This is a genomic window from Gordonia sp. ABKF26, assembly GCF_041103195.1.
In the GTDB taxonomy this organism is placed as follows: domain Bacteria; phylum Actinomycetota; class Actinomycetes; order Mycobacteriales; family Mycobacteriaceae; genus Gordonia; species Gordonia terrae.
The window spans coordinates 3374112-3400203 of sequence record NZ_JBGCVZ010000003.1 but is presented as its reverse complement, the minus strand read 5'-3'; the positions used below and the strand labels follow the sequence as shown (position 1 = coordinate 3400203).

Here is a 26092-nt window from a genome sequence, read left to right as displayed (position 1 = left end):
GGGTTCAGCCCTTGTTCGCCGCGGACAGTTGTTCGGCGGTCGCGCTGAGCAGGTCGTTCCAGGCGTCCTCGAACTTGCTGACGCCCTCGTCCTCGAGAACCTTGAAGACGTCGACGACGTCGACACCGACCGCGGCGATCTTGTCGAAGACCTCCTGCGACTCCGCGGCGAGACCGATGATGGAGTCGGTGTTGACCCAGCCGTGGTCGGCGAAGGCGTCCATCGTCTTGCCCGGCATCGTGTTGACCGTGTTGGGTGCGACGAGCTCGCTCACGTAGAGGGTGTCCGGGTAGTCGGGGTTCTTCACACCCGTCGACGCCCACAGGGCGCGCTGCGGCCGGGCGCCCTTGGCGAGCAGGTCGGGGAAGCGGGATTCGACCTCGAAGACCTGCTGGTACGCCGAGTATGCGAGGCGCGCGTTGGCCAGTGCCGCCTTGCCCTTCAGCTCGACGGCCTCCGGGGTGCCGATGGCGTCGAGCCGCTTGTCGATCTCGGTGTCGACCCGAGACACGAAGAACGATGCGACCGAGTGGATGCGCGAGAGGTCGTGGCCGGCCTGGGCGGCGGCGTCGAGTCCGTCGAGGTAGGCCTCGATGACCTTCTCGTAGCGTTCGACCGAGAAGATCAGCGTGACGTTCACGCTGATGCCCTCGGCGATGACCTTGCTGATCGCGGGGAGCCCGGCCTCGGTGGCCGGGATCTTGATGAGCAGGTTCGGCCGGTCGACGATCTTCCACAGTTCGACGGCCTGTGCCACCGTCGCGTCGGTGTCGTGGGCCAGGCGGGGATCGACCTCGATCGACACGCGTCCGTCGACGCCATCGGTCGACTCGAAGGTCGGGGCGAGGACGTCACAGGCGTTGCGCACGTCGTCGGTGGTGACCGTCCGGATGGTCGCGTCGACGTCGGCGCCCCGTGCGGCCAGTTCGTTGACCTGGTCGTCGTAGGCATTGCCCTTCGACAGCGCGGCCTGGAAGATCGACGGGTTGGTGGTCACCCCGACGACCGACTTGGTCGCGATGAGGTCCGCGAGATCGCCTGAGCTGATCAGGTCCCGGGACAGGTCGTCCAGCCACACCGAGACTCCGGCGGCGGACAGTTCGGCGAGCTTCTCGTTCTGGGTCACGATTCTCTCCTCTTGGGTTGTGGGCACTCAGCCTGCGACGGCGCGCTCGGCGGCCGCGGTCACGGCCTCGGCGGTGATGCCGAACTTGGTGAACAGCACCTTGTAGTCGGCGGAGGCCCCGAAGTGCTCGATCGAGACGATCTCGCCACCGGCGCCGACGATGCGGTACCAGGGCATGGCGATGCCGGCTTCGACCGCCACGCGCGGAACCGACGGCGGCAACACGTGGTCGCGGTAGCCCTGCGGCTGCTCGTCGAACCACTCGACACACGGCATCGAGACGACGCGCGCCTTGATTCCCTTCTCCGCCAGCGCCTTCTGCGCATCGACGGCCAGGTGGACCTCGGAGCCGGTGCCGATGAGCACGACGTGGGGGTCGCCCTCGGAGTCGCTCAGGACGTATCCGCCGTTGGCGACTCCCTGCGCGGAGGTGCCCTCGAGGATCGGGATGTTCTGGCGGGTGAGCGCCAGGCCGACCGGGTGGTTGCGGCGGGTCAGCAGGTGCTGCCACGCGTAGGCGGTCTCGTTGGCATCGGCGGGACGCACGACGTCGAGATTCGGGATCGCCCGCAGCGCGGCCAGGTGCTCGATCGGCTGGTGGGTCGGGCCGTCCTCGCCCAGACCGATCGAGTCGTGGGTCCAGACGTAGATCGGGTCGATCTCCATCAGTGCCGCGAGGCGGACCGCGGGACGCATGTAGTCGGCGAACTGCAGGAAGGTGCCGCCGTAGGCGCGGGTCGGACCGTGCAGGGCGATGCCCGACAGGATCGATCCCATCGCGTGCTCACGGACGCCGAAGTGCAGGGTGCGGCCGTACGGGTTCGCCGACCACTTCTTGGTGCTGATCGACGTCGGTCCGAACGACGGCTCGCCGTCCATCGTGGTGTTGTTCGAGCCGGCGAGGTCGGCCGAGCCGCCCCACAGCTCGGGCAGCACGGGCGCGAGGGCGCCGAGGACCTTGCCCGACGCGCTGCGGGTCGCGACGTCCTTGTCGCCCACGTTCCAGCTGGGCAGCACATCGGTCCAGCCCTCGGGCAGTTCGTGGGCGGTGAGCCGGTCGAACAGCTTCTTCGCGTCGGGGTTCTTCTCCGCCCAGGCGTCGAACGACGACGTCCACGCCGTGCGCTCCTCCGCGCCGCGGTCGACCAGCTTGCGGGTGTGGCCGATCACCTCGTCGGTGACCTCGAAGTTCTTCTCCGGGTCGAACCCGAGGACCTTCTTCGTCGCCGCGACCTCGTCTTCGCCGAGGGCCGCGCCGTGCGCCATGCCGGTGTTCATCATGTTCGGCGCGGGGTAGCCGATGATCGTGCGCAGACAGATGATCGACGGCCGGTCGATGACCTCCTGGGCTGCCTTGATCGCCGCCTCGATGGCGACGACGTCCTCGCCGCCCTCCACGGTCTGCACATGCCACCCGTAGGCCTCGTAGCGCTTGGCGACATCTTCCGAGAGCGCGATGTCGGTATCGTCCTCGATCGAGATCTGGTTCTGGTCGTAGAACACGATCAGGTTGCCGAGCTGCTGGGTGCCGGCCAGCGAGCTGGCCTCCGATGTCACGCCTTCTTCGATGTCGCCGTCCGAGGCGATGACGTAGATGTAGTGGTCGAACGGGCTCTTGCCGGGTGCGGCGTCGGGGTCGAAGAGGCCGCGTTCGCGACGGGCGGCCATCGCCATACCGACCGACGAGGCCAGACCCTGGCCCAGCGGTCCGGTGGTGATCTCGACGCCCCGCGTGTGGCGGAACTCGGGGTGACCGGGTGTGAGGGAGTCCCAGGTCCGCAGCGCCTCGATGTCGGAGAGTTCGAGCCCGAACCCACCGAGATAGAGCTGGATGTAGAGCGTGAGGCTCGAATGTCCACACGAGAGCACGAAGCGGTCGCGGCCGGCCCAGTCGGTGTCGGTCGGGTCGTGACGCATCACCCGCTGGAACAAGGTGTAGGCGAGCGGCGCGAGGCTCATCGCGGTGCCGGGGTGGCCGCTTCCGCACTTCTGCACTGCGTCGGCCGCCAGGATCCGGGCGGTGTCGACGGCGCGGGTGTCGAGGTCGGTCCAGTCGTCCGGGTGACGGGGGGTGGTCAATGCGCGGATCTCGTCTGTGTCGGCCACGATGCTGATTGTCTCCTGTGCCTGCTCGGTGCGATTCGTACTCGGTCCGTCTTGTACTGGGTGATCGGTACTCGGGGCGATCGGTACTGGGCTATCCGTATTCGGGCAACCGACGATCGTCGGCGCGTACGAGTCCAGAGTAATCGGCGCGGGGGACACGCTGCGCGGCGACCGATGGTTACCGGCGAGTTCGGGTGTCGTCGCCGGTCGTGGGCCCGCTCGCGCCGTCGCCCCGCCTCGATTCACGGTTCGCAAAGGCAAACGTCTACCATGCTCTGTAGTAGCCCGCGGGCGTCTGTGCGGGCGGACGAGGAGTGTTCGTGAGGATAGGGGAGCGTGTGAGCGGGGACAGTTCCGCCGCATCTCACTCGACCGACACCGCATCGAATCCGCAGGTATCGACCGATCCGGTCGCGCCGGCCGATCAGTCGTGGGCCGGGCGCGTGCGTGCGACGGTGCTCGCCTACATCGCACTGACCAAGCCGCGTGTCATCGAGTTGCTTCTCGTCGCGACGATCCCGGTCATGCTGCAGGCCGACCGGGGCCACGTCGACATCGCGGTCATCGCTTTCACGCTGATCGGCGGCTGGCTCGGAGCCGGGAGTGCCAACACACTCAACATGGTGGCCGACGCGGACATCGACAAGAAGATGAAGCGCACCGCCCGGCGTCCGCTGGCGCGTCGTGCCGTCGCGACCCGCAGCGCCCTCATCTTCGGACTCCTCCTGTGGGCGGCGTCGTTCGCGGTGCTGTACTTCGCCGCCAATCTGCTCTCGGCGTTGCTCGTCTCGGCGACGATCCTCTTCTACGTCGGCGTCTACACGCTCATCCTCAAGCGCCGCACCTGGCAGAACGTGGTCTGGGGCGGTGCCGCCGGATGCATGCCGACCCTGGTCGGCTGGGCCGCGGTCACCGGCTCGCTGAGCTGGCAGCCGATCGTGCTCTTCGCCGTCATCTTCTTCTGGACGCCGCCGCACACCTGGGCGCTCGCGATGCGCTACAAGGAGGACTACAAGGCCGCCGGCGTGCCGATGCTCCCGGTCATCGCGACCGAGGAACGCGTCACCCGGCAGATGCTGATCTACACGTGGCTCACCGTGGTGAGCTCGCTCCTGCTCATCCCGGCGACCAGCTGGATCTACACCGTGATCGCCCTGGCTGCCGGTGGCTGGTTCCTGGAGCGCGTGCACAAGCTCTACCGCGACACCAAGCGTGGTGCCGAGGTCGCTCCGCTGAAGGTGTTCCTGCAGTCCAACGAGTACCTCGCCATCGTGTTCTGCGGACTCGCGATCGACGCGGTCGTCGGACTGCAGACCATCTCGTCGTACTTCTGAGTCCGGCTCACACCCCGGCCGGCAGCAGCACCGTGGTGCCTGTCGTGACGCGAGCCTCCAGGTCGGCGTGCGCGACCGCCGCGTCGGCCAGTCGGTACCGCTGACCGACGCGCACCTCCACGCCGCCGTCGACGATCGCCTCGAAGTACTCACCGGCTCGCCAGTCGAGTTCCTCGGCCGTGTCGGTGAAGTGGGCCAGCGTCGGCCGGGTCACCGACAGTGATCCCGCCGGGTTGAGCCGCTGGAGATCGAACGGGGGCACCGGACCGCTCGCCGCCCCGAACAACACGACGATCCCCCGGATCGCCGTCGACGCCAACGACTGCTCGAAGGTGTCGGCGCCGACACCGTCGTAGACCACCGGCACGCCGCGCCCGTCGGTCAGTTCACGCACCCGGGAGCTGAGGTCGTCGCCGTAGCGCAGGACGTGGTCGGCGCCCGCCGCCCGGGAGAGTTCTTCCTTCTCGTTGGACGACACCGTCGTGATGACCGTCAGTCCGCGACGTTTGGCGAGCTGGGTGAGGATCAGTCCGACACCGCCGCCACCGGCGTGCACGAGAATCGGATCGCCGGCCTGTGGACGAGCACTCCCGTCCAGGAGGTAGTGCGCGGTGAGGCCGCGCAGCAGCGACGAGCCGGCCACCGCGTCGTCGACCGCGTCGGGCACCCGCACTGCCTTCGACGCCGGGACCGCGACGAGCTCGGCATAGGAACCGGGCGCCGCGCACCACGCCACGCGTTGCCCCTCCTGCAGCGAGGTCACCTCCGAGCCGGTCGCGACGACGACGCCGGCACCCTCGGTGCCGGGAATGTAGGGCGGCGTCGAGGGATACAGGCCGCGGCGCAGATACGTGTCGATGAAGTTGACGCCCACCGCGGCGGTCCGGACGATCACCTCGTCGGGAGCGGGGATGGGGTCGTCGACGCTGCCGAAGGTCAGGACGTCGGGTCCGCCGTGGCGGGTCACCTGGATAGCTCGCACGACACCGTTCTACACGCCGAAATCGTCCCGGTATGCTGACCCCCATGACGAACACCACCGCCGACGAGAACTCGAGCACGCAGCAGAAGGTCGAGGCACCCACCGAGGTCGTCGCCTCGGTACGCAAGTTCGTCGCACGCGAGGGTGGAAGCGCGAAGGTCGTCCTCCAGGCGATCGGCGACGCCGGCGTGCGTATCACGCTGGTCGGCGACGCGAACGGCATCCTCGGTGACCGGGTCGTTCCCGACCTCGCCACGGCGCAGGCAGTGGTCGACGCGGTCGACGGTCTCGAGATCGCCGAATGGGATCGTGACCTCACGTCGGAGACGACGGTGTCGACGTCGCACTACCGCAAGATGGCCGGTTGGGTCGCGCGGCAGAAGCGGTTCCCACGCGCACGCAACCGCGCCATTCTCTGAGGTCGGCGTCGATCAGGCAGACTCGCGCAGCGGGTCTGCCTTTTTCGTGCCCGTGTCCCGCGCGACCAGGAGCTGCCAGGTGGCTCCGATGAGCAGGACCGCGCTGCCGAACATGTGCGCGATGACGAGCGCGATCGGCAGGTCGGTGGCGAACTGGACGAACCCGATCAGACCCTGCAACAGCAGCAGCAGCATGAACACCACGGCCGACCGCTGCTGCGGACGCGCGAAGACGCGCGCGTAGACGAGGGCGGCGATCGCCAGCCCGACGAGAGCGAAGACGGCATCAGCGTGCAACTGTGTCGCATTGCCCGGGTCCAGACCGTTGCGCGGGGCGTCGGCGTCGCCGGCGTGGGGGCCGGAGCCGGTCACCACCGTGCCGAGGTAGATCGCCGCCCAGGTGACGACGTAGACGAGCCAGGCGAGATAGATGCCGAGGCGGCGGGTCGCGGTCGGCGGGGCGTCGGGGTCGGGCGAGTCCGGCGCGGCGGGAGTCGGATACGGGCGCATCCGGAAGACCAGGACGGTGGACGCGGACACCAAGGCCATGGACAGCAGGAAGTGCAGCGCGACGACCCACGGGTTGAGCTGCGTGAGCACCGTGATGCCGCCGATGACCCCCTGGAAGGGGATCCCGAGCGCGATCAGAGTGACCAGCCACTTGTCGCGTCGTGCGGACCCGGCGAGGCGCAGGACCGCCACCCAGGTCGCGATCGCGATGACGACCAACACGAAGGTGAGGAGGCGGTTGCCGAACTCGATCGCGCCGTGCAGACCCAGTTCACCGTGCGGCACGAAGGACTCGTCGGTGCACCGTGGCCAGGTCGGACAACCCAGTCCCGAGCCGGTGAGGCGTACGGCGCCGCCGGTTGCGACGATGCCCACGTTCGAGATCAGCAGCGCGATGGCCCAACGGTGCACGAATCGGGCTGTCGGCCGGCCGAAGCCGGGGACGAACCGCCACGGACCGGTCAGCGGGCGCGGTGCGTCGTCGGTGGACGTGGGTCGCGCGCCGGACCGGGACCCGGCCGGTGCGTTCGAAGTATCGGATGTCATCGGAATCGGAACCACCTCACGGCCAAGGTGCCGGCCACTGCGGCCCACACCAGCAAGACACCCACCCCGAAGGCGTCGAACGAACCCTCGGAGGCCATCTCGAGTGCCTCGCTCAGGGCCCCCGACGGGATGCACCGCGCGATCCAGTGCACGGCGTCGGGGATGTTGGAGTCGACGACGACCAGGCTGCCGAGGCCGATGAACGCGAACCACAGCAGGTTCGCCAGCGCCAGGACGACTTCCGCTTTGAGCGTGCCGCCGAGCAACAAACCGAGCGCCGCGAAGCACGCGGTGCCGACCGCCAGGACCACCGCGCCGATCAGCAGGCCGACGGGGCTCGGGCGCCAGCCGAACGCGGCACCGATCGCGCCCAGGATCACCGACTGCAACGCGACCACCAGGAGCACGGCGATCGATTTGCCCACGATGATCCCCCAGCGCGGAATCGGCGTGGCGCCGAGGCGTTTGAGGGCGCCGTAGCGACGGTCGAAGCCCACGGCGATGGCCTGTCCGGTGAACGCGGTCGACATCACGGCGACGGTCAGGATCGCCGGGACGAACAGCGCCGCCCGCTCTGCCGGACCGTCCCCGAAGCCGGTGTCGATCGGTAGCAGGCACAGCCCGACGAGCAGCGTGATCGGGATGAACATCGTGAGCAGCAGTTGCTCGCCGTTGCGGAGCAGGAGCTTGAGTTCGAGGGTGGATTGCGCGGCGATCATCGCGGGCAGGGACGCCGGGCGCGGGGCCGGGCGGAACAGGCCGTCAGGGAATGTGCCGGAACGCTGCGCGTCGGTGGGAACGGAGGAGGTCACGGTCGTAGGGCCCGTCCGGTGAGGTCGAGGAACACGTCTTCGAGGCTGCGGGTCTCGACCCGGAGATCGGTGGCGAGGACATTGATCTTCGCGCACCACGCCGTCACGGTGGCCAGCACCTGCGGCGTCATCGGACCGATCACGAGATACGAACCGGGGGTGGCCTCGGTGCAGTGGTAATCCTCCGGCAGCGCCAGGACCAGCATCGACAGATCGAGACCACGCGGTGCGGTGAAACGCAGTTCGTTCTCCGCGCCGGTGCTGGTGAGGTCGGCGGGTGTGCCGTCGGCGACGACCCGCCCGTGGTCGATGATCGCGACGTGGTCGGCGAGTTCTTCCGCCTCGTCCATCAGGTGCGTGGTCAGCAGCACCGACGCACCGTCGGCCCGCAGACGGTCGATCAGCTCCCACACGACGAGTCGGGCGTGGGCGTCGAGGCCGGCGGTCGGCTCGTCGAGGAAGACCAGTTCGGGCCGATTGACGACCGCGCAGGCCAGCGCGAGGCGCTGCTGTTGGCCGCCGGACAGACGCCGGTAGGAGGTGCGACGCACCTCGGTCAGGCCGAGCGCGTCGAGGAGGAACTCCGGGTCGATGGGGTCTGCCGCGTACGCCGCGACGAGGCGCAGCATCTCCTCGGCACGCGCACCCGGGTAGGCGCCGCCGCCCTGCAGCATGACGCCGATGCGGCGCCGGAGCGCGTCGTTGTCGGCGACCGGGTCGAGTCCGAGGACGCGGACGGTGCCGGCGTCGGGCGTGGTGAATCCTTCGCAGATCTCGACGGTGGTCGTCTTGCCCGCACCGTTGGGCCCCAGCAGGGCCAGGATCTCGCCGCGACGGAGGGTGAGGTCGAGCCGGTCGACGGCAGTGCGGTCGCCGAAGCGTTTGACCAGGCCGCTGATCTCGACCGCGAGACCGGCCGACCCGGGCCGATCCGCGGCGACCTCACCGGATGACGACCCGGGATCGCGGAGCCGACGATCGTTCACTCGATCGTCGTCGCTGATCTGCCGAGAGGTCGTGCTTCGCACACAGGTCAGACTAGGCGCTCGGAGCCCAGGGACGAAAAACGGTGACCCGGCCCACCACGCAGGTGCTCAACGTCGTGTCGACGGCGGGTCGGCCGGTGCCCGGTCGACGGTCGGGGCCTCGTCACGACGACGCCGGCGGCCGGGCGCGCGGTCTTCGAAGAACAGCGCGGTGAGGACCGCGACCATGATCACGCCTGCCAGAAGTCCCTGTGCCAGCACCACTCCGCTGGTGTTGGAACTGGTGGGCATGACCACGATGGCGATGATCGCCGACGCGGCGATGGTGGAGATCCGGAACCAGGCGCCGGTCGCCCACGCGGCCAGTGGGATGACGGCCCAGAGGAGATACCAGGCCTGGACGAACGGGAAGAACAGCACGACTGTGGCCATCGACACACCGAGGGCGCCGAGCGGGTGGAGCCGGCCGCCGAGGGTGGCGAGCATCCACCGGACGATGAACAGCGCGGCGACGAGCTGCCCGATGGGCCGGGCCACCTCGAGGATCGCCTGGGTGTGCTCACCGAGACCCAGGGTGACCCCGATCCGGCCGGTGGTCACCGACAGCAGGGTCGGCATCGACATCCAGGAGCGCACGATCTCGCCCGTCGACAGCGTGCCGGTCCAGCCGAAACCGAGTCCGGTGCCGAGCGAGATGCCCATCATCACGATGCCGAGCACCACCACATAGAAGGCCGCGGACGCGCTCAGCATGTACACCGACCACCGCGATCGGTCCCACCACTCGCGGATCGGCGCATGCCGGAGCGCGGGCAGGGTGGCACCCCAACGCATGGCGAGGGCGATACCGACGAAGCCCAGCGCGAGCATCGACGTGACCTTGATCATGGCCGACGCCGCGAGCACCGCGCCCCCCGCGATGAGCAGCCAGCCCGCGCGGGTGGGGACGAGGGTTCCGGGTCGGCGTAATCGTTCGGCGCCGTAGATCGCACGGAAGCTCAACTCGAGGCCGACGAGCATCAGCCCGAGCATCAGGGCCTCGTTGTGGATACCGCCGACGAGATGAAGGATGACCAGCGGATTCATCGCGCCGAGCCAGAGTGCGGCCACCGAGGACACCCCGCATCGGCGTGCCAACCGGGGGAGTGCCCAGACGATGAGGGCCACACCGATCAGCGCGACGATGCGGTGCAGGAAGATCGCGGCGGTGATGTTGTCGCCGGTGACCTTTGTGATGCCCTCGCCGATCCACAGGAAGAAGGGACCGTAGGGCGCCGGGGTGTCCCGCCACAGATTGGGGACCGACCTGGTCAGGATGTGGTCGACCCCGAGCCCGCGGACGGGGCTCACCGAATAGGGGTCCATGCCGCGGAACGCGATCGCGCTCTGCGCGAGGTAGGAGTAGATGTCCTTGCTGAGCAGTGGGGGCGCCACGATGATCGGCGCGATCCACAGCATGAGGGTCCGGTCGGCCTGGCGGCGGCTCATGCGGCGCTCCGGGCTCCGGCCGTGTCGGACCTCGACGCTGAACCGGCCGACCGCGAACCGGCCGAGAAGCAGCCACGCGACGACCAGCGTGATCGCACCGCCGATCGACAGTGCGAGGGCGGTACCGAACATGCGCGACGGCAGCGACAGCACCCGCATCCCGGCCACCGGGTTCTGCAGCACGGGCACCGCCCCGGTACCGAGGGCGCCGATGAGGATGAGGACCGAACCGGTGGCGCCGAACAGCTTGATACGGCGCAGCCGGCGGGTCTCCTCGGCGTTGAGCGGTCCGACCTCGCGCTCGTCGTCGTGGTGGAGGCGGGCGACGGTCTTGCCGTAGTCGCCGCGATCGGTGTCGGTGGGAACGGCGTCGGCGGGGCGCTGTTTGCGCAGCCCGAGATAGGTCAGCACGCCGAGCAGTCGGGTCCACACGAGTCCGAAGTAGTCCGGCACGCGGCGCGGAGCTGTGGTTTCGGGCACACGACGACTGTAATCGCCGGACGTGGTGGCCTCACGACCCCCCGCGATAAGGGCACCCTTGCTGGCAGGCGGGAAGCAATTACGTCACACTCGTGTTGTGAAAACCATGCGGAACGATGTTGTGCTGCCTTCGGGCGGCGTCGGCGCCGTGCCATCCGCTGGTACGGGCGCCACGGGAACGGCCGGTGGTGCCGACGCGCACCACGACGGTCAGACACGCGAGGCCGTGGTCACCCTTCTGGTCGAGGACGGCCCGCTCACCGCGGGTGACATCGGCGAACGTCTCGGGATCTCGGCGGCCGGTGTCCGTCGTCACCTCGACGCCCTCGAGGGCGCCGGCGACATCGAGGTCGCCTCGCCGGGCTTCGGGCAGCGCGGCCGCGGACGTCCCGCCAAATACTTCCAGCTGACGGCGTCCGGTCGCGGCAAGATGCGGCACGCGTACGACGACCTGGCCGGCGCGGCGATGCGCAAGCTCCGCGACCTCGGCGGTTCCGATGCGGTTGCCGAATTCGCCCGGGAGCGCGTCGAACGCATCGTCGCCGATGTGCTTCCCAGCACGAACCCGGTGACGGTGGCCGACACCGTCGAGGAGATCGCCGACGCGCTGACCAGCGCCGGGTACTCCACCAACACCCGTCAGGTCGGGACCGGCCTGCAGATCTGTCAGCACCACTGCCCGGTGGCACATGTCGCCACCGAGTTCCCGGAGCTGTGTGAGGCGGAGACCGCGGTCTTCACCGAACTCCTCGGCACGCACGTGCAGCGTCTGGCGACCATCGCCAACGGTGACTGCGCCTGCACCACCCATGTGCCGATCCACCCGCCGCCGGGCGGGACGCACGAGGCCAGACCCGACCCACCCGGGGCCGGCGCGGATCCCGATACCCAGCCCGTATCGCGCCGCGCGGCCCCTGCTCCGACACCGACTGCCACGACAACCCGAAAGGCCACGCGATGACTGTCACCGATCCGGCCACCCCGACCCCAGCGGCGCCCCTCTCGCAAGAGGAGACGATCGCCGCCCTCGGCAAGTACGGCTACGGCTGGGCCGACTCCGACGTCGCGGGCGCGAGCGCCAAGCGCGGACTGTCCCCGGCGGTCGTCGCCGACATCTCGTCGAAGAAGAGCGAGCCCGAGTGGATGCTCGAGCAGCGCCTCAAGGCGCTCAAGATCTTCGACAAGAAGCCGATGCCGGGCTGGGGCGCGGGGCTCGAGGGCATCGACTTCGACAACATCAAGTACTTCGTGCGTTCGAGCGAGAAGCAGGCCGCCACGTGGGACGACCTGCCCGAGGACATCAAGAACACCTACGACAAGCTCGGCATCCCCGAGGCGGAGAAGCAGCGTCTGGTCTCCGGCGTCGCGGCGCAGTACGAGTCCGAGGTCGTCTACCACTCGATCCGCGAGGACCTCGAGAAGCAGGGCGTGATCTTCCTCGACACCGACACCGCGCTCAAGGAGCACCCGGAGATCTTCCAGCAGTACTTCGGGACCGTCATCCCGGCCGGTGACAACAAGTTCTCCGCGCTCAACACCGCGGTGTGGTCGGGCGGTTCGTTCATCTACGTGCCGCCGGGAGTCCACGTCGACATCCCGCTGCAGGCCTACTTCCGGATCAACACCGAGAACATGGGCCAGTTCGAGCGCACGCTGATCATCGTCGACGAGGGTGCCTACGTGCACTACGTCGAGGGCTGTACCGCGCCGATCTACAAGACGGACTCGCTGCACTCCGCGGTCGTCGAGATCATCGTGAAGAAGGGCGGCCGCTGCCGCTACACGACCATCCAGAACTGGTCGAACAACGTCTACAACCTGGTGACCAAGCGCGCGAAGGCCGAGGCCGGCGCGACCATGGAGTGGATCGACGGCAACATCGGTTCCAAGGTGACGATGAAGTACCCGGCCGTGTGGCTGACCGGTGAGCACGCCAAGGGCGAGGTCCTCTCGGTCGCATTCGCGGGTGAGGGTCAGCATCAGGACACCGGCTCGAAGATGGTCCACCTGGCGCCGAACACCTCGAGCAACATCGTCTCCAAGTCGGTGGCGCGGGGCGGCGGCCGGGCGTCCTACCGCGGTCTGATCAAGATCAACAACGGCGCGCACGGCAGCCGGTCGACGGTGAAATGTGATGCACTGCTGGTGGACACGATCTCCCGCAGTGACACCTACCCCTACGTCGACATCCGCGAGGACGACGTGACGATGGGTCACGAGGCGACCGTCTCGAAGGTCAGTGACGATCAGCTGTTCTACCTGATGAGCCGTGGCCTGACCGAGGACGAGGCGATGGCCATGGTGGTCCGCGGCTTCGTCGAGCCGATCGCCAAGGAACTCCCGATGGAATACGCGCTCGAGCTCAACCGCCTGATCGAGCTTCAGATGGAAGGAGCTGTCGGCTGATGGCCGATCCCACACTGCCCGTGTCCACCCCAGGTTCCCAGGCGCCGGTCGTCAACAAGGGTGAACTGTTCACCTCGTTCGACGTCAACGCCTTCGAGGTGCCGAGTCCCCGTGAGGAGGCGTGGCGGTTCACCCCGTTCCGTCGTCTGCGCGGTCTGCACGACGGCTCCGCGCAGCGGACCGGCGAGGCCACGACCGATGTGACCGGGGCCGTCGAGGGTGTGACCGTCGAGACCGTCGGTCGCGACGACAAGCGACTCGGCGAGGGCGGCGTTCCGTTCGACCGCGTTGCCGCCCAGGCGTATTCGTCGTTCACCCAGGCGACCGTGGTGACCGTCGGCCGCGAGGTCGAACTCGCCGACCCGGTCACCATCGCGGTCACCGGGCCCGGTGAGGGCGAGACCGCCTTCGGCCACACCCAGATCCGTCTCGAGGCGTTCGCCCGCGCGGTGGTCGTCCTCGACCAGAAGGGCAGCGGAACCTTCGCCGAGAACGTCGAGTTCGTCGTGGGCGACAGCGCGGCCCTGACCGTCGTCAACATCCACGACTGGGCGGACGACGCGGTCCACGTCGCGACGCACCATGTGCGCGCGGGCCGCGACGCGGTGGTCCGGCACTTCGCGATCAGCTTCGGCGGCAACCTGGTTCGCCTGTCGCCGATCGTGCACTACGACGCACCCGGCGGTGACGTCGAGATGTGGGGTCTGTACTTCGCCGACGCGGGCCAGCATCTCGAGCAGCGCCTGCTCGTCGATCACAGCCAGCCGCACTGCCGCTCCAACGTCGTCTACAAGGGCGCACTACAGGGCGACGTCTCGGGCGACCGGACCCGCGAGGCCCACACCGTGTGGATCGGTGACGTGTTGATCCGCGCCGAGGCCGAGGGCACCGACACCTTCGAGCTCAACCGCAACCTGGTGCTCACCGACAACGCGCGCGCCGACTCGGTGCCCAACCTCGAGATCGAGACCGGCGAGATCGTCGGCGCCGGACACGCCAGTGCCACCGGACGTTTCGACGACGAGCAGCTGTTCTACCTGCAGGCCCGCGGTATCCCGGAGGATCAGGCCCGCCGCCTGGTCATCCGCGGCTTCTTCGGCGAGGTGATCGCGAAGATCGGTGTGCCCGAACTGCGCGAGCGTCTGTCCGCCGCGGTCGAGCAAGAACTCGAACTCGCCGGCGCCTGACCGCCGGACACCAGCCACACGAACTTCCCCAGCCCGGAGAAAGAATCCTGAGACTATGACCACACTGGAAATCCGCGATCTGCACGTCGACGTCGCGCAGACCGACACCGACGCCGAGCCCATCCACATCCTCAAGGGTGTCAACCTGACCGTGAAGTCGGGGGAGACCCACGCGATCATGGGCCCCAACGGTTCCGGCAAGTCGACGCTGTCGTACGCCATCGCCGGCCACCCCAAATACGAGGTGACCTCGGGCTCGATCACCCTCGACGGTGAGGACGTCCTGGAGATGAGTGTCGATGAGCGCGCTCGCGCCGGCCTGTTCCTGGCGATGCAGTACCCCGTCGAGGTGCCCGGCGTCTCGATGTCGAACTTCCTGCGGACCGCCGCGACCGCCGTGCGCGGCGAGGCGCCGAAGCTGCGCCACTGGGTCAAGGAGACCAAGGAGGCGATGACCTCGCTCGACATCGATCCGTCGTTCTCCGAGCGCAGCGTCAACGAGGGCTTCTCCGGCGGCGAGAAGAAGCGTCACGAGATCCTGCAGCTCGACCTGCTCAAGCCGCGCATCGCGATCCTCGACGAGACCGACTCCGGTCTCGACGTCGACGCCCTGCGCGTGGTCAGCGAGGGCGTGAACCGCTACAAGGACCGCGACAACGGCGGCATCCTGCTGATCACGCACTACACGCGCATCCTCCGCTACATCAAGCCGGACTTCGTGCACGTCTTCGTCAACGGACGCGTCGTCGAATCCGCCGGTCCCGAGCTCGCCGACGAGCTCGAGGAGAAGGGCTACGAGCGCTTCACCTCGGCCGCCAAGGCCGGCTGAGCTCCCTGACCGGTCCGAGTCCCTCAGCACAGGAGGTGTACCAGGTGACACTCTCGACCGAGGCAACGTCAAAGGCTCCCGCAGCACTGGACGTCGCCGCGTTGCGGGCCGACTTCCCGATCCTGTCGCGGACTGTTCGCGACGGGAAACCGTTGGTGTACCTGGATTCCGGCGCCACTTCGCAGCGTCCGGTCCAGGTGCTCGACGCCGAGCGGTATTTCCTCACGCATCACAACGCCGCGGTGCACCGCGGTGCGCATCAGCTCGCCGAAGAGGCGACCGACGCCTACGAGGACGCCCGCGAGGTCATCGCGGCGTTCGTGGGGGCCTCGGCGGACGAACTCGTGTTCACCAAGAACGCGACCGAGGCGCTCAACCTCGTGACCTACACCCTCGGCGACCCGCGGTCGGCAGACGTCCTCGGCGGGTCGGCTCTCGGACCCGGCGACACCGTCGTGATCACCGAGCTGGAGCACCACGCCAACCTCGTTCCGTGGCAAGAACTGTGCCGCCGCACGGGCGCGACCCTGCGCTGGTACGGCGTGACGGACGACGGTCGGATCGACCTGGACTCGCTGACCCTCGACGAGTCGGTGAAGGTCGTCGCCTTCACGCACCAGTCGAATGTGACCGGCGCGGTCGCCGATGTGGCCGAACTCGTCTCGCGCGCCCGCGCGGTGGGGGCGCTGGTCGTGCTCGACGCGTGCCAGTCGGTGCCCCACATGTCGGTCGACTTCGGTGCTCTCGGCGTCGATTTCGCCGCCTTCTCGGGGCACAAGATGTTCGGGCCCAGCGGTGTCGGTGCCCTGTACGGCCGCGCTGAACTGCTGACTGCGTTGCCGCCGTTCATCACCGGCGGATCGATGATCGAGACCGTGACGATGGAGGGGTCGACCTACGCCCCGCCGCCCCAACGTTTCGAGGCCGGCGTGCCGATGACCTCACAGGTCGTCGGACTCGGTGCCGCGGTGCGGTATCTCACCGATCTCGGCATGGACGCCGTTGCCGCGCATGAGCACGCGCTCACCGCACGAACGCTGGACCAGCTGAGTGACATCGACGGTCTGCGCATCGTCGGCCCGTCGACCGCGGAGGATCGCGGTGGGGCCGTGGCCTTCCTCGTCGACGGCATCCACGCGCATGATCTCGGCCAGATCCTCGACGACGAGGGCGTGGCCATCCGGGTGGGTCACCACTGCACCTGGCCGCTGCACCGGCGCTTCGGTGTCGCGGCGACCGCACGCGCATCGTTCGCCGCGTACAACACGTTCGCCGAGGTCGACGCGCTCGCCGCCGCCATCGTCAAGGCGCAGAAGTTCTTCGGGACGGTCTGAGCCATGCGGATGGAACAGATGTACCAGGAAGTGATCCTCGATCACTACAAACACCCGCACGGCCGCGGACTCCGCGAGCCGTTCGGCGCCGAGGTCCATCACGTCAACCCGACCTGTGGCGACGAGGTGACGTTGCGCGTCGCGGTGTCCGATGACGGCTCCAGCATCGACGACGTGTCCTACGACGGACAGGGATGTTCGATCTCCCAGGCCTCGACATCGGTGCTGCACGACCTGATCGTCGGCCTGCCGGTCGGGGAAGCGCTGGCCACCGTCGAGTCGTTCAACTCGATGATGACCTCGCGCGGTAAGGACGCCGGAGACGAGGACGTGATCGGCGACGGGATCGCCTTCGCCGGGGTGAGCAAGTACCCGGCACGCGTCAAATGCGCACTTCTGGGCTGGATGGCGTTCAAGGACGCACTCGCACAGACGATGGACAGTCACGAGACACGAGCGGAGACAGCATGAGTGACGACACAGCGACGACCACCACCCCGACCGACACCGGTGTGACCGGCACACCTCCGGCACCCGCGACCTCGCTGCCTGCCATCGAGGACGTCGAAGAGGCCATGCGCGACGTCGTGGATCCAGAACTGGGCATCAACGTCGTCGATCTCGGCCTGGTCTACGGCATCGAGGTGACCGAGGACGCGGTCGCCAAGATCGACATGACCCTCACCTCGGCGGCCTGTCCGCTGACCGACGTGATCGAGGACCAGTCCCGTGGAGCACTGGTGAGCAGCGGACTGTGCACCGAGCTGGAGATCAACTGGGTCTGGCTGCCGCCGTGGGGCCCCGACAAGATCACCGACGACGGCCGCGAGCAGCTGCGCGCCCTCGGCTTCACCGTCTAGTAGACGCCGCAGGCACCCCGAGCGCCGGCTTCGGTCACGATCGATGACCGGGTCCGGCGCTCGTCGGTTCCACAGCACCTTCCGTGCGAGGAGTAGATCGCATGAGACGCTTCGAATCACGAGTCGAGCGGATGATCCGTGAGGCGACCGAACGCGGCGAGTTCGACGATCTCCCGGGTGCGGGCAAGCCCCTCGATCTCACCGACAGCGACGACCCCGACTGGTGGGTGAAACGGAAGATCCGCGACGAGAATCTGGACTCGTCGGCGTTGCTCCCGGCGCCGCTGCAACTGCGCCGGGAGGCGCAGGACTTCCCGGAATCGCTGCGCGACATCGCCGACGAGGACGCGGTCCGCGATATCCTCGTCGACTTCAATCGCCGTGTGCGCGAAGCACATCTGGCGTCGCGTCAGATGGCGCTGCCGCACAGTGTCGTCGCGCACACCGTTGACGTCGACGACGTGATCCGGCGGTGGCGGGCGTTGCGGAGCTGATCAGTCGGTGTCGCCGGCCCACGCCGGTGTCGACATGGCGCCACGTGCCACCACTGCGCGGGTGCGCATGTCCACCGCTGTGATGACCCGCGTCATCGCGCCCATCGTGCCGGTGAGGTCGTCGCGCCCGCTGAGGTAACTGCGTTGGGCGGCAACGGGCATCGCGAAGAACGCCTCGAAGAAGGCGATGGTCTGCGACGGGCTCAGCCGCAGCAGCGCGCTGAGCCCGCGTAGACGCAGATTGTGGACCGCGCGTGCAGACGACGGCCACAGGTCGACGGCGGGGTCGCGACCCGCGGCGAGCGCGTCCACCACTGCGTCGGTGCACATGAGGGACGTTGCGACGCTGTAGCCCGTCGTCGGGTTCTTGAAGCCGCCCGCGGCGCCGAATCGGAACGTGCGGTCGCGCCACGGTTGTGGCGACGAACCGGTCAGCGGGAAGTCGACGTGTTCGACCCGCAGAACCTCGGTCGGCATCCCGCCCAGACGGGCGGCGAGTCGGCGTTCGAGTTCGTCGAGGCCCAGGGCGGGATACCCGGCGAGGCAGGTCTCCTCGAGGAGGTACTCGCCGCCCCCGAGGGGCACGACGTACAGGAACGACGGCAGCGACCGGCGGTCCGCGGCGCCGCCCCGCCAATCCATCAACATCGCCTCGTGTCCGGCCAGGATCGGTTCGGCGGTCCGCGCCCCGACGACGATCCCGTACGCGGTCTGCCGGGGCGCGTCGTGGGGGAGCGCGCCGCGGGAGTCGACCACCGCGTCCCCGGTCAGGACCGTTCCGTTGTCGAGATGCACACGCGCACCGTCGATCTCGACCACACGGGCGGCCACGGTCGCAACCCCGTCCAGGGACAGTGACCGTTGCAGGCCCGAAGTGTCGAAGACGGTGTACCCGCGGGCGACCTCCTCGAGGTCGCGGCCCGCAACGCCGACGCGCTCGGTGCGGGCGGCGATCGCGGACGGATCGATCCAGTCGGGCAACTCGTCGGACCAGCAGGCGAACGTCGACCGCCAGACCCGATCGGGAGACGGGTCGACCAGCGTGACGGCAACACCGGCACCGACCAGCCGGTGTGCGAGGGCACGGCCGGCCGGTCCGGCCCCCGCGACGATGACTCCGGAATTCACACCCCGTCCTTCGTCACGGGCGGCGATCCGGACGGGGTGTGGCGTCGGACGACGATGTCATGAACCGCCGGTCGCCAACATGCCGCCGTCGACGGCGAGGGTCTCGCCGGTGATCCACGCCGACTCGTCGCTCGCCAGGAAGGCGACCGCGCGGGCCACGTCCTCGGGCTCGCCGATCCGCTTCATGGGGTACGAGGCCGCCGCACGCGCCTCGTTGTCACCTTCGGTGAACACCGATGCGAACTTGGTCCGCACGATCGAGGGGGCGATCGCGTTGACCCGGATGTTCGGCCCGAGTTCCCAGGCGAGTTCGGCGGTGAGCCGGATCAGCGCCGCCTTCGATGTTCCGTACGCCGCGATGACGCCGGTCGACCGCAGGCCCGCGACGGACGAGATGTTGACGACCGAACCACCGGTGTCCTTCATGCCCGCCCGGTAGGCCTCCTGGACGAATCCCAGCGCGGCGACCACATTGGTGTCGAACGTCTTGCGGTAGGCAGACAGGTCGGCATCCATCAGGGGGCCGGCCAGCGGTGCGATGCCGGTGTTGTTGACGAGGATGTGGATGCCGCCGCCCTGGGCGACGGCGGCGGCCACCGCGGCCGCCCGATCGTCGGCGTCGCCGGTGTTTCCCGCGCACGCGGAGACCGTCGCGCCGGGCACCGACTCCCGAATCCGGCCGGCGGCCTCCTCGAGGGGCTCGGCCTTGCGGCTCGTGATGACGACCGACGCCCCACGTCGGGCCAGCTCGGTCGCGATCGCCTCGCCGATGCCGCGACTGGCACCGGTGACCAGTGCGGAGCGGCCGGTCAGGTCGGAGGTCTGCGGAAAATTCTGCGGAATCGTTGTGGAGTGCGTCACGCCCCACACCGTATCGGGCCACCATGTCACCGCGGGCCGACTCGCGCATGCGGTGCGCCGGCCCGTGCGTGGACAAACCAGTGGCGCGGCACCGGTAGAATCGACCGTCGTGATCACCGCGACCGACCTGGAAGTGCGAGCGGGTGCTCGGACCCTGTTGTCGGCGCCCGGCGACGCCCTACGCATTCAGCCCGGCGACCGGATCGGCCTCGTGGGCCGTAACGGTGCCGGCAAGACCACCACGCTGCGCATCCTGGCCGGCGAGACCGAACCCTATGCGGGGTCGATCCGCCGGTCCGGCGAACTCGGCTACCTCCCGCAGGACCCCAAGGAGGGCGACCTCGACGTCCTGGCCAAGGATCGGGTGCTCTCCGCCCGCGGTCTCGACCAGATCCTGCGCGACATGGAGAAGCAGCAGGCGCAGATGGCCGAGGCCGCCGACGACAAGCTGCGTGACAAGGCCGTGGCGCGCTACGGCCGACTCGAGGAGCGGTTCGCGTCGCTCGGCGGGTACGTCGCGGAGTCCGAGGCGGCGCGGATCTGCAACAGCCTGGGGCTGCCCGATCGGGTGCTGAACCAGCCGCTTCGGACATTGTCCGGCGGGCAGCGGCGCCGCATCGAACTCGCGCGGATCCTGTTCGCGGCGTCGGACGGTTCGGGGAAGTCCGACACCACGCTGCTGCTGGACGAGCCGACCAACCACCTCGACGCCGATTCGATCGCCTGGCTCCGCAGCTTCCTGCAGAACCACGACGGCGGTCTCGTCGTGATCAGCCACGATGTGGATCTGCTGGCCGACGTGGTGAACCGGGTGTGGTTCCTCGACGCGGTGCGCGGTGAGGCCGACATCTACAACATGAGCTGGAAGCGATACCTGGATGCCCGGGCGACCGACGAGCAACGCCGTCGCCGGGAACGCGCCAATGCCGAGAAGAAGGCGTCCGCGCTGCGTGCGCAGGCCGCGAAGCTGGGTGCCAAGGCCACCAAGGCGACGGCCGCGCAGAACATGCTGAAGCGCGCCGAGCGGATGATCGATGCCCTCGACGACGAGCGGGTGGCCGACCGCACCGCGCGGATCCGGTTCCCCGAACCCGCCACCTGCGGCAAGACCCCGCTGATGACGTCCGGTCTGTCGAAGAGCTATGGCTCGCTGGAGATCTTCACCGGCGTCGACCTCGCGATCGACAAGGGCAGCCGGGTCGTCGTCCTCGGTCTCAACGGTGCGGGCAAGACCACGCTGCTGAGAATGCTTGCCGGAGTGGAGAAGCCGGACACCGGACAGATCGAGCCCGGCTTCGGCTTGAAGATCGGTTACTTCGCGCAGGAACACGACACCCTGGACGATCAGGCCTCGGTGTGGGAGAACATCCGGCACGCCGCCCCCGACGCCGGGGAGCAGGATCTCCGAGGTCTGTTGGGCGCGTTCATGTTCAGCGGCGCCCAGCTCGATCAGCCGGCCGGCACGCTGTCGGGTGGTGAGAAGACCCGTCTCACTCTGGCCGGGCTGGTGTCGTCGGCCGCGAATGTGCTGCTCCTCGACGAGCCGACCAACAACCTCGATCCGATCTCGCGTGAACAGGTCCTCGACGCCTTGCGCAGCTACACCGGTGCCGTCGTCCTGGTGACGCACGACCCGGGCGCCGCGGCCGCGCTCGATCCTCAGCGCGTGATCCTGCTGCCCGACGGCACCGAGGACCACTGGAGCGAGGAGTATCAGGAGCTCATCGAGCTCGCCTGATCGCCTCGACGACCCGGTCGGTACCGGCCCGGTCGGGCACCGTCAGTCGGTGGCCGTGACCGTCGAATTCCCGTCCGACGACTCCGGCCGCCCGTAGCCGCCGGCCGAACTCGATGCCGTCGGCGCCCGGCACGAACAGGAAGTTCGCCTCGCTCGGCAGCGCGGGATGGCCCGCCCGCCGCAAGGCGTCGGCGAGTCGGTCGCGTTCGCGGCGCATCGCCGTGACCCGCCCGGCCAGTTCGTCGGACGCGCCGAGCGCCAGCGCGGCGGCCTGTTCGGCGGCCGCGGTGATCGCGAACGGGATCTCGAGGCGCCGGGCGCCGCGTACCGAGGTCGCCGACCCGAACGCGTACCCGACGCGCAGCCCTGCCAGGCCGTGGGCCTTGGAGAACGTCCGGACGACGATCAGGTTGGGGTGCTCGTCGAGCAACATCCGGACATCGGGCGTGTCCCGGCAGTACTCGACATACGCCTGGTCGAGGACCACCGGAATGGACGGATCGACACACGCCAGCAGCGCGCGCACCTCGTCATCGGTCAGGACCGCTCCAGTCGGGTTGTGCGGGCTGCACACGACGAGGGCCGCGGTCTCGGGACCCGCGGCGGCCGCGAGCGCAGCCAGGTCGGGACGCCCGTCGTCGAGCAGCGGCGTCGTGTCGAGCACCAGGCCGATCATGTCGGCGAGCAGCGCGAAACCCTCGAAAGTCGGTGCCGGGGTGACGATCGGAGGGACGAAGTGGCCCGCCGTCCGGCGTCGCGTCGCCGAGTCGTGCAGGATCGCCGCGAGTACGGCGGTCGCACCGGCGCCGACGGTGATGTGGTCGATGTCCGACCCGGTGTGCTCGGCGATGGCCCTGCGCAGATGGTCGGGACGGAACGACGGGTAGTGGTGCGCTGCGGTCGTGTGACGGCGGAGCGCGGACACGACCGCGGGTAGGGGTGGGTACGCCGACTCGTTCCGGTCGCACCACACGGTATCCGTCGAGTGCGTGATCGAGTCGTCGACGCGTGCACCCGCCGGGCCGGGGAGGAGGACGGTCACGAACGTCCGCTCCACCGGATCGCACCGGCCGCGGCGAAGTCGCCGGCGTGGGCGAACGCCGACATCATCACGACATCTCCGGGACGGACCCGTCCGTCGTCGACAGCCGCGTCCAAGGTCATCGGGATTCCGACCGCGAACAGGTTCCCGCACTCGTCGAAGGTGTCGGGATGCCGCGACTCGGGCAGCTCGAGGGCCTCGCGCCAGTTGCGCAGGAAGATCCGGTTGGGCTGATTCGTGACGAGCACATCCAGGTCGGCGGGTCGCACGCCGATTCGGTCGGCCAGTGCCGCAGCCACTTCCGGAACCATCCGGTTCCCGCGGGCCAGGACCTTGGCGATCTTCGCCTCGGTGAAGCCGACGTGGATCTGTCCCGGACCCGCCTCCCAGTACTTGCGCTCCGGTTGCGCGACGGCGGTCATGTCCGCCGAGAACTGGCCGAAGGACCGCGACTCGGTGCCCAGCACCGGGTTCCCGGAGTCGCCGAGCGTCAGGGTCGCGACCGCCGCCCCGTCGCCGGGGATCGCGGCCTGGGCCTTCACCCGGACCTGCTCCTGGGTGAAGATCTGTCCGGCGCTGTTCTGCGCCAACCCGATCAGGGCCTTGCGACCTCCGCCCGCGCGCAGCAGTGCGCCGGCGATCTCGATCAGGTGGACGAATGCGGCACAGCCGCCGTTGTGCACGTCGAGTACGGTCCGCGGCGCGAGTCCGAGTCGATGGGCGACCTCGCCCACACACCCGCGGACGGGGACCTCCGGCAGCTGACTGTGGGTGAGGACGACGTCCACGTCGTCGAGATAGGTGTCGCCGTGCCGATCGAGCAGACGGCGTGCGGCGGCGACGATCATGTCCGCGGAGGTCTCATCGTCGGCCGCATGATGCCGGAAGGCCGGTGCCCGGAACATCACGTTGTCGGCGAGTTCGTCGTCCTCGGCGTACTGCGCGAAGAACTCCGCAGGGACCCGCGCGGCCGGCCGGTAGGTGGCGAGATCGGCGAGGGAGATCGACGGGGCGGGGGCGGCGGTCATGAGCGCATCCATTCGGGGGTCAGCGGAAGGCCGTGGCGATGGCGGTGTTCGGCGATGGCCGTGAGGTTGTCGAGTTCGATCTGGTGTCCGGCACCGAACATGTCCCACAGGTCGCCGACCCACTCCTCGCGACCGGCCGGTGCGGTGTCGGGGTAGGGGTTCTCGTCGTAGAACGGGTGGTGGCAGTTGTTCCACAGGACCACCGAACCGGGGCGGTTCAGGACGAGCTGCGCGTCGACGACCCGCATCAGATAGATCATCCAGAGGTGCTCTCCCTGGTCCCAGGCGCAGTGGTAGTCGACGGTCATGGACTCGGCGTTGGCCACAGTCCGGACATAGATCTTGGTGTCCTCGTTCAGTCGGTCGTATCCGACCCAGAGGTTCGGCTCCCCGGCCGGCTCGAAACCTCGTGTGCTGTAGGTCCATTCCTCGAGTGAGCGGGTGTCGGCCAGCCATTCGTACAGTTCGCGCGGGGGTGCGTCGACGTAACCCTGCACGGGGCAGAAGTCGCCGAACACCTGGTGATGGGGATACACCGAGCGGACCTTGTCGACGACGAGTGCCGTGTTGGCGGACCGGGGGTGGGTCTCCACCCGGACCACGCCGTCGAGCGTGGCCGCGGTGTCCCCGAGGTCGGACAGGGCCGGGGAGTGCGTGGTCATGGGGTACCTCTCGCGATCAATGGGGCGAACGGGGGTGTCTCGTCGGGATCGACATCCACGACGATGCAGTTGGGTCCGGGACGTGCCAACAGCTCGTCGCACGCCGAACGCAGGGACTCCAGGTCGGGAGCGGAGCGCACCGGCAGACCGGCGAACATCGCGGCCAGCCCACCCGCGATGTCGGTGTGGCGGAACCGGTTGACGCTCGGCGCGTCGGGAAAGAAGCGCGCCTCCCGCGTGACGCACATGCCGTGTGCGTCGTTGTTGAGCACGATGAGGGTGACCGGCGCATCGTGTTCGATCGCGGTGTGGATCTCCATGCCGTGCATGAGGAACGAGCCGTCGCCGGCGATGACGACGACCCGGCCGTCGGCATCGGGGGCTAGGGCGATCGCGGAGCCGATCCCCGCTGCGATGGCCCATCCCATCCCGCCCATGCCCAGAGCGACGACGAACCGCCCGTCGCGGAATGGGAGGTGATGGATCGCCGCCGCACCGGTGTTCCCGGCGTCGGCGAACACCGCGCTTCGCTCGGGGAGGGCGTCGCCGATGGTGTTAAGAACCTCGCGCATCCCGACGGCCCTCGACGGCGGGTCCACGGGCAGATGGTCGATCGGATGGGCCCGCGGCGACCGGCGGTGGCCGACTCGGTCGGCGAGCGAGTTGCGGAGCGCGTCGACGGTGTCGGCGAGGTGCGGGGTTCGGATGTGTTCGGCGGCAGCGGGTGTGCGCGGCGGCGCGCTGCCGAGATGGACGATCGGGATCGTGGCGAGCGCGTCGTCGAGGCCCGCGCGATCCGTCATCGACATCCGGCAGCCGAGCACCAGGAGCAACTGCGCATCCCGCACGGCGCGGTGCGCCGACGGGTGTCCCATCACCCCGGTGACCCCGGAACATGTGGAGCGCCCGACGTCGCGCCCACCGGGGGACACCACGACCGCGGCGCCGAGAAGGTGAGCGAGATCGTCCACCGCAACCGACATCTCGAGACGGGACGCCTCCTCGCCGGCCCAGATGCACACGGTCCCGCCGTCGCGCACGACGTCCGCGAGCCGGCCGGCGAGTCCGTCGACCACGGCCGCGGGCACCGTGCCGGTGTCTTTCGGCCGGTCTGCGTTCGCATCTGCACCCGTCCAGGGCGAGCACTGGACGTCCTTCGGCACGATCACCGCGGCCGGCAGACCGCGCGCCATGGTGGCGAACGCAGCGTCGAGGACCAGGTCGAGACCAGACGGCTCGTCGACGAGTTCGCAGAAGCCGGTCACACCGGACAAGACCGCGCGCAGATCCACGGTGTCGGGCGGATCGAGCATGTCCTGGAAACCGCCGCGTCCCACCGAGGGGGTCGGCGCCGAACCGATCAGGGCGATCACCGGGACGCGGCTGTCGTAGGCCTCGCCCAGCGCCGGTACGACATTCAGCGCCCCGCCGCCCGACGTCGTCAGGACCGCGGTCGGCTCACCGGTGAGCCGCATGTGCCCGTCGGCCATCGCGCCGGCCCCGAACTCGTGCTTGGCGATGACCGGGCGCAATCGAGGATGCCGAAGGGCCGCGTCGAAGACGTCTTCGATGTTGGCGCCGTGAACGCCGAATGCGGTCCGCACACCGGCGTCGACGAGTCGCCCGGCGACCCGGTCGGCCACCGTTGCGCGGCCGACCGGTGCGGGTGAGTGCCCCACGCGTGTGTCCACAACCCTGCACTCCCAGCCCCGAACATCGTGCGGCACCGGTCGA

General features: G+C 68.9%; 24 protein-coding genes. 11 read left to right on the top strand and 13 right to left on the bottom strand.

Annotated elements, in window-relative coordinates:
- Window positions 1-4: 4 nt before the first annotated feature.
- Window positions 5-1126, bottom strand: a complete 1122-nt coding sequence (gene tal / locus AB4Z55_RS15695; protein WP_369520055.1) for a transaldolase — start codon at window positions 1124-1126, stop codon at window positions 5-7.
- Between the two features lie 27 nt (window positions 1127-1153).
- Entirely contained in the window at window positions 1154-3232 is a 2079-nt protein-coding gene (gene tkt / locus AB4Z55_RS15690; protein WP_004021954.1) for a transketolase, read from the bottom strand.
- A gap of 338 nt (window positions 3233-3570) precedes the next feature.
- On the opposite strand from tkt, the gene AB4Z55_RS15685 reads away from it, so the two are divergent.
- Entirely contained in the window at window positions 3571-4566 is a 996-nt protein-coding gene (locus AB4Z55_RS15685) for a heme o synthase (protein ID WP_086535445.1), read from the top strand.
- 7 nt (window positions 4567-4573) lie between these two features.
- On the opposite strand, the gene AB4Z55_RS15680 is transcribed toward AB4Z55_RS15685, so the two are convergent.
- Complete coding sequence (locus tag AB4Z55_RS15680; protein WP_369520054.1) at window positions 4574-5548, bottom strand: quinone oxidoreductase; 975 nt, start codon at window positions 5546-5548, stop codon at window positions 4574-4576.
- A gap of 32 nt (window positions 5549-5580) precedes the next feature.
- Between AB4Z55_RS15680 and AB4Z55_RS15675 the strand changes: the two genes are divergently transcribed.
- Complete coding sequence (locus AB4Z55_RS15675) at window positions 5581-5967, top strand: hypothetical protein (RefSeq protein WP_004021951.1); 387 nt, start codon at window positions 5581-5583, stop codon at window positions 5965-5967.
- A gap of 12 nt (window positions 5968-5979) precedes the next feature.
- Here the strand turns inward: AB4Z55_RS15675 and AB4Z55_RS15670 are convergent, their stop codons facing one another.
- The 4 genes from AB4Z55_RS15670 to mptB all read right to left on the bottom strand — a co-directional run bounded on the left by AB4Z55_RS15670 (window position 5980) and on the right by mptB (window position 10762).
- Window positions 5980-7023 (bottom strand): heme A synthase, encoded by a 1044-nt coding sequence (locus AB4Z55_RS15670; protein ID WP_239398621.1) that lies wholly within the window; start codon window positions 7021-7023, stop codon window positions 5980-5982.
- On the bottom strand, window positions 7020-7835 hold the full coding sequence (locus tag AB4Z55_RS15665; protein WP_004021949.1) for an ABC transporter permease: 816 nt from the start codon (window positions 7833-7835) through the stop codon (window positions 7020-7022). The genes AB4Z55_RS15670 and AB4Z55_RS15665 overlap by 4 nt, the downstream gene beginning before the upstream one ends.
- Entirely contained in the window at window positions 7832-8863 is a 1032-nt protein-coding gene (locus AB4Z55_RS15660) for an ABC transporter ATP-binding protein (protein ID WP_248645393.1), read from the bottom strand. The genes AB4Z55_RS15665 and AB4Z55_RS15660 overlap by 4 nt, the downstream gene beginning before the upstream one ends.
- A 66-nt stretch (window positions 8864-8929) precedes the next feature.
- On the bottom strand, window positions 8930-10762 hold the full coding sequence (mptB, locus tag AB4Z55_RS15655; protein WP_248645594.1) for a polyprenol phosphomannose-dependent alpha 1,6 mannosyltransferase MptB: 1833 nt from the start codon (window positions 10760-10762) through the stop codon (window positions 8930-8932).
- 133 nt (window positions 10763-10895) lie between these two features.
- Here mptB and AB4Z55_RS15650 point away from each other — a divergent pair, with 133 nt between their 5' ends.
- The 8 genes from AB4Z55_RS15650 to AB4Z55_RS15615 all read left to right on the top strand — a co-directional run bounded on the left by AB4Z55_RS15650 (window position 10896) and on the right by AB4Z55_RS15615 (window position 17899).
- Entirely contained in the window at window positions 10896-11750 is an 855-nt protein-coding gene (locus tag AB4Z55_RS15650) for a helix-turn-helix transcriptional regulator (protein ID WP_369520053.1), read from the top strand.
- Window positions 11747-13195 (top strand): Fe-S cluster assembly protein SufB, encoded by a 1449-nt coding sequence (gene sufB, locus AB4Z55_RS15645; protein ID WP_354559540.1) that lies wholly within the window; start codon window positions 11747-11749, stop codon window positions 13193-13195. The genes AB4Z55_RS15650 and sufB overlap by 4 nt, the downstream gene beginning before the upstream one ends.
- Window positions 13195-14382: a Fe-S cluster assembly protein SufD gene (sufD, locus tag AB4Z55_RS15640; RefSeq protein WP_369520052.1), complete on the top strand. Its 1188-nt coding sequence runs from the start codon at window positions 13195-13197 to the stop codon at window positions 14380-14382. The genes sufB and sufD overlap by 1 nt, the downstream gene beginning before the upstream one ends.
- 55 nt (window positions 14383-14437) lie before the next feature.
- On the top strand, window positions 14438-15211 hold the full coding sequence (gene sufC / locus AB4Z55_RS15635; RefSeq protein ID WP_239398630.1) for a Fe-S cluster assembly ATPase SufC: 774 nt from the start codon (window positions 14438-14440) through the stop codon (window positions 15209-15211).
- A 44-nt stretch (window positions 15212-15255) separates the two neighbouring features.
- Window positions 15256-16545: a cysteine desulfurase gene (locus AB4Z55_RS15630; protein WP_369520051.1), complete on the top strand. Its 1290-nt coding sequence runs from the start codon at window positions 15256-15258 to the stop codon at window positions 16543-16545.
- A 3-nt stretch (window positions 16546-16548) separates the two neighbouring features.
- Window positions 16549-17016 (top strand): Fe-S cluster assembly sulfur transfer protein SufU, encoded by a 468-nt coding sequence (sufU, locus tag AB4Z55_RS15625; protein ID WP_004021941.1) that lies wholly within the window; start codon window positions 16549-16551, stop codon window positions 17014-17016.
- The gene (locus tag AB4Z55_RS15620) at window positions 17013-17405 is read left to right on the top strand and encodes a metal-sulfur cluster assembly factor (RefSeq protein ID WP_101818846.1); all 393 of its coding nucleotides are present in this window, start codon (window positions 17013-17015) and stop codon (window positions 17403-17405) included. Before sufU ends, AB4Z55_RS15620 begins: the two co-directional genes overlap by 4 nt.
- A 101-nt stretch (window positions 17406-17506) precedes the next feature.
- Window positions 17507-17899, top strand: a complete 393-nt coding sequence (locus AB4Z55_RS15615; RefSeq protein WP_004021939.1) for a DUF1992 domain-containing protein — start codon at window positions 17507-17509, stop codon at window positions 17897-17899.
- Here the strand turns inward: AB4Z55_RS15615 and AB4Z55_RS15610 are convergent, their stop codons facing one another.
- Window positions 17900-19027: a lycopene cyclase family protein gene (locus tag AB4Z55_RS15610; RefSeq protein ID WP_354559536.1), complete on the bottom strand. Its 1128-nt coding sequence runs from the start codon at window positions 19025-19027 to the stop codon at window positions 17900-17902.
- A gap of 57 nt (window positions 19028-19084) precedes the next feature.
- The gene (locus AB4Z55_RS15605; protein ID WP_004021937.1) at window positions 19085-19897 is read right to left on the bottom strand and encodes an SDR family oxidoreductase; all 813 of its coding nucleotides are present in this window, start codon (window positions 19895-19897) and stop codon (window positions 19085-19087) included.
- Between the two features lie 100 nt (window positions 19898-19997).
- On the opposite strand from AB4Z55_RS15605, the gene AB4Z55_RS15600 reads away from it, so the two are divergent.
- A complete protein-coding gene (locus AB4Z55_RS15600) occupies window positions 19998-21626 on the top strand; it encodes an ABC-F family ATP-binding cassette domain-containing protein (RefSeq protein ID WP_033203399.1) in 1629 nt (542 codons plus the stop codon).
- Here AB4Z55_RS15600 and AB4Z55_RS15595 read toward each other — a convergent pair.
- From AB4Z55_RS15595 to AB4Z55_RS15580, 4 genes are read right to left on the bottom strand one after another with little or no spacing between them, the layout of a single operon-like run.
- A complete protein-coding gene (locus AB4Z55_RS15595) occupies window positions 21610-22668 on the bottom strand; it encodes an aminotransferase class I/II-fold pyridoxal phosphate-dependent enzyme (protein WP_354559534.1) in 1059 nt (352 codons plus the stop codon). The genes AB4Z55_RS15600 and AB4Z55_RS15595 overlap by 17 nt on opposite strands.
- A complete protein-coding gene (locus tag AB4Z55_RS15590) occupies window positions 22665-23696 on the bottom strand; it encodes a 3-oxoacyl-ACP synthase III family protein (RefSeq protein ID WP_064570809.1) in 1032 nt (343 codons plus the stop codon). Before AB4Z55_RS15590 ends, AB4Z55_RS15595 begins: the two co-directional genes overlap by 4 nt.
- The gene (locus AB4Z55_RS15585; protein WP_354559532.1) at window positions 23693-24358 is read right to left on the bottom strand and encodes an SRPBCC family protein; all 666 of its coding nucleotides are present in this window, start codon (window positions 24356-24358) and stop codon (window positions 23693-23695) included. The genes AB4Z55_RS15590 and AB4Z55_RS15585 overlap by 4 nt, the downstream gene beginning before the upstream one ends.
- Window positions 24355-26037, bottom strand: coding sequence for a thiamine pyrophosphate-binding protein (locus AB4Z55_RS15580; RefSeq protein ID WP_354559531.1), 1683 nt, complete (start codon window positions 26035-26037; stop codon window positions 24355-24357). Before AB4Z55_RS15580 ends, AB4Z55_RS15585 begins: the two co-directional genes overlap by 4 nt.
- Window positions 26038-26092: the final 55 nt, after the last annotated feature.

What these genes read in the sequence shown, in the direction of transcription:
- AB4Z55_RS15675 (WP_004021951.1), top strand. Translation starts at nt 5,581, where the DNA reads ATGCTGACCCCCATGACGAACACCACCGCCGACGAGAACTCGAGCACG.
- AB4Z55_RS15650 (WP_369520053.1), top strand. Translation starts at nt 10,896, where the DNA reads ATGCGGAACGATGTTGTGCTGCCTTCGGGCGGCGTCGGCGCCGTGCCA.
- sufC (WP_239398630.1), top strand. Translation starts at nt 14,438, where the DNA reads ATGACCACACTGGAAATCCGCGATCTGCACGTCGACGTCGCGCAGACC.
- sufB (WP_354559540.1), top strand. Translation starts at nt 11,747, where the DNA reads ATGACTGTCACCGATCCGGCCACCCCGACCCCAGCGGCGCCCCTCTCG.
- sufU (WP_004021941.1), top strand. Translation starts at nt 16,549, where the DNA reads ATGCGGATGGAACAGATGTACCAGGAAGTGATCCTCGATCACTACAAA.
- AB4Z55_RS15585 (WP_354559532.1), bottom strand. Translation starts at nt 24,358, where the DNA reads ATGACCACGCACTCCCCGGCCCTGTCCGACCTCGGGGACACCGCGGCC.
- AB4Z55_RS15620 (WP_101818846.1), top strand. Translation starts at nt 17,013, where the DNA reads ATGAGTGACGACACAGCGACGACCACCACCCCGACCGACACCGGTGTG.
- AB4Z55_RS15615 (WP_004021939.1), top strand. Translation starts at nt 17,507, where the DNA reads ATGAGACGCTTCGAATCACGAGTCGAGCGGATGATCCGTGAGGCGACC.
- sufD (WP_369520052.1), top strand. Translation starts at nt 13,195, where the DNA reads ATGGCCGATCCCACACTGCCCGTGTCCACCCCAGGTTCCCAGGCGCCG.
- AB4Z55_RS15590 (WP_064570809.1), bottom strand. Translation starts at nt 23,696, where the DNA reads ATGACCGCCGCCCCCGCCCCGTCGATCTCCCTCGCCGATCTCGCCACC.
- AB4Z55_RS15670 (WP_239398621.1), bottom strand. Translation starts at nt 7,023, where the DNA reads ATGACATCCGATACTTCGAACGCACCGGCCGGGTCCCGGTCCGGCGCG.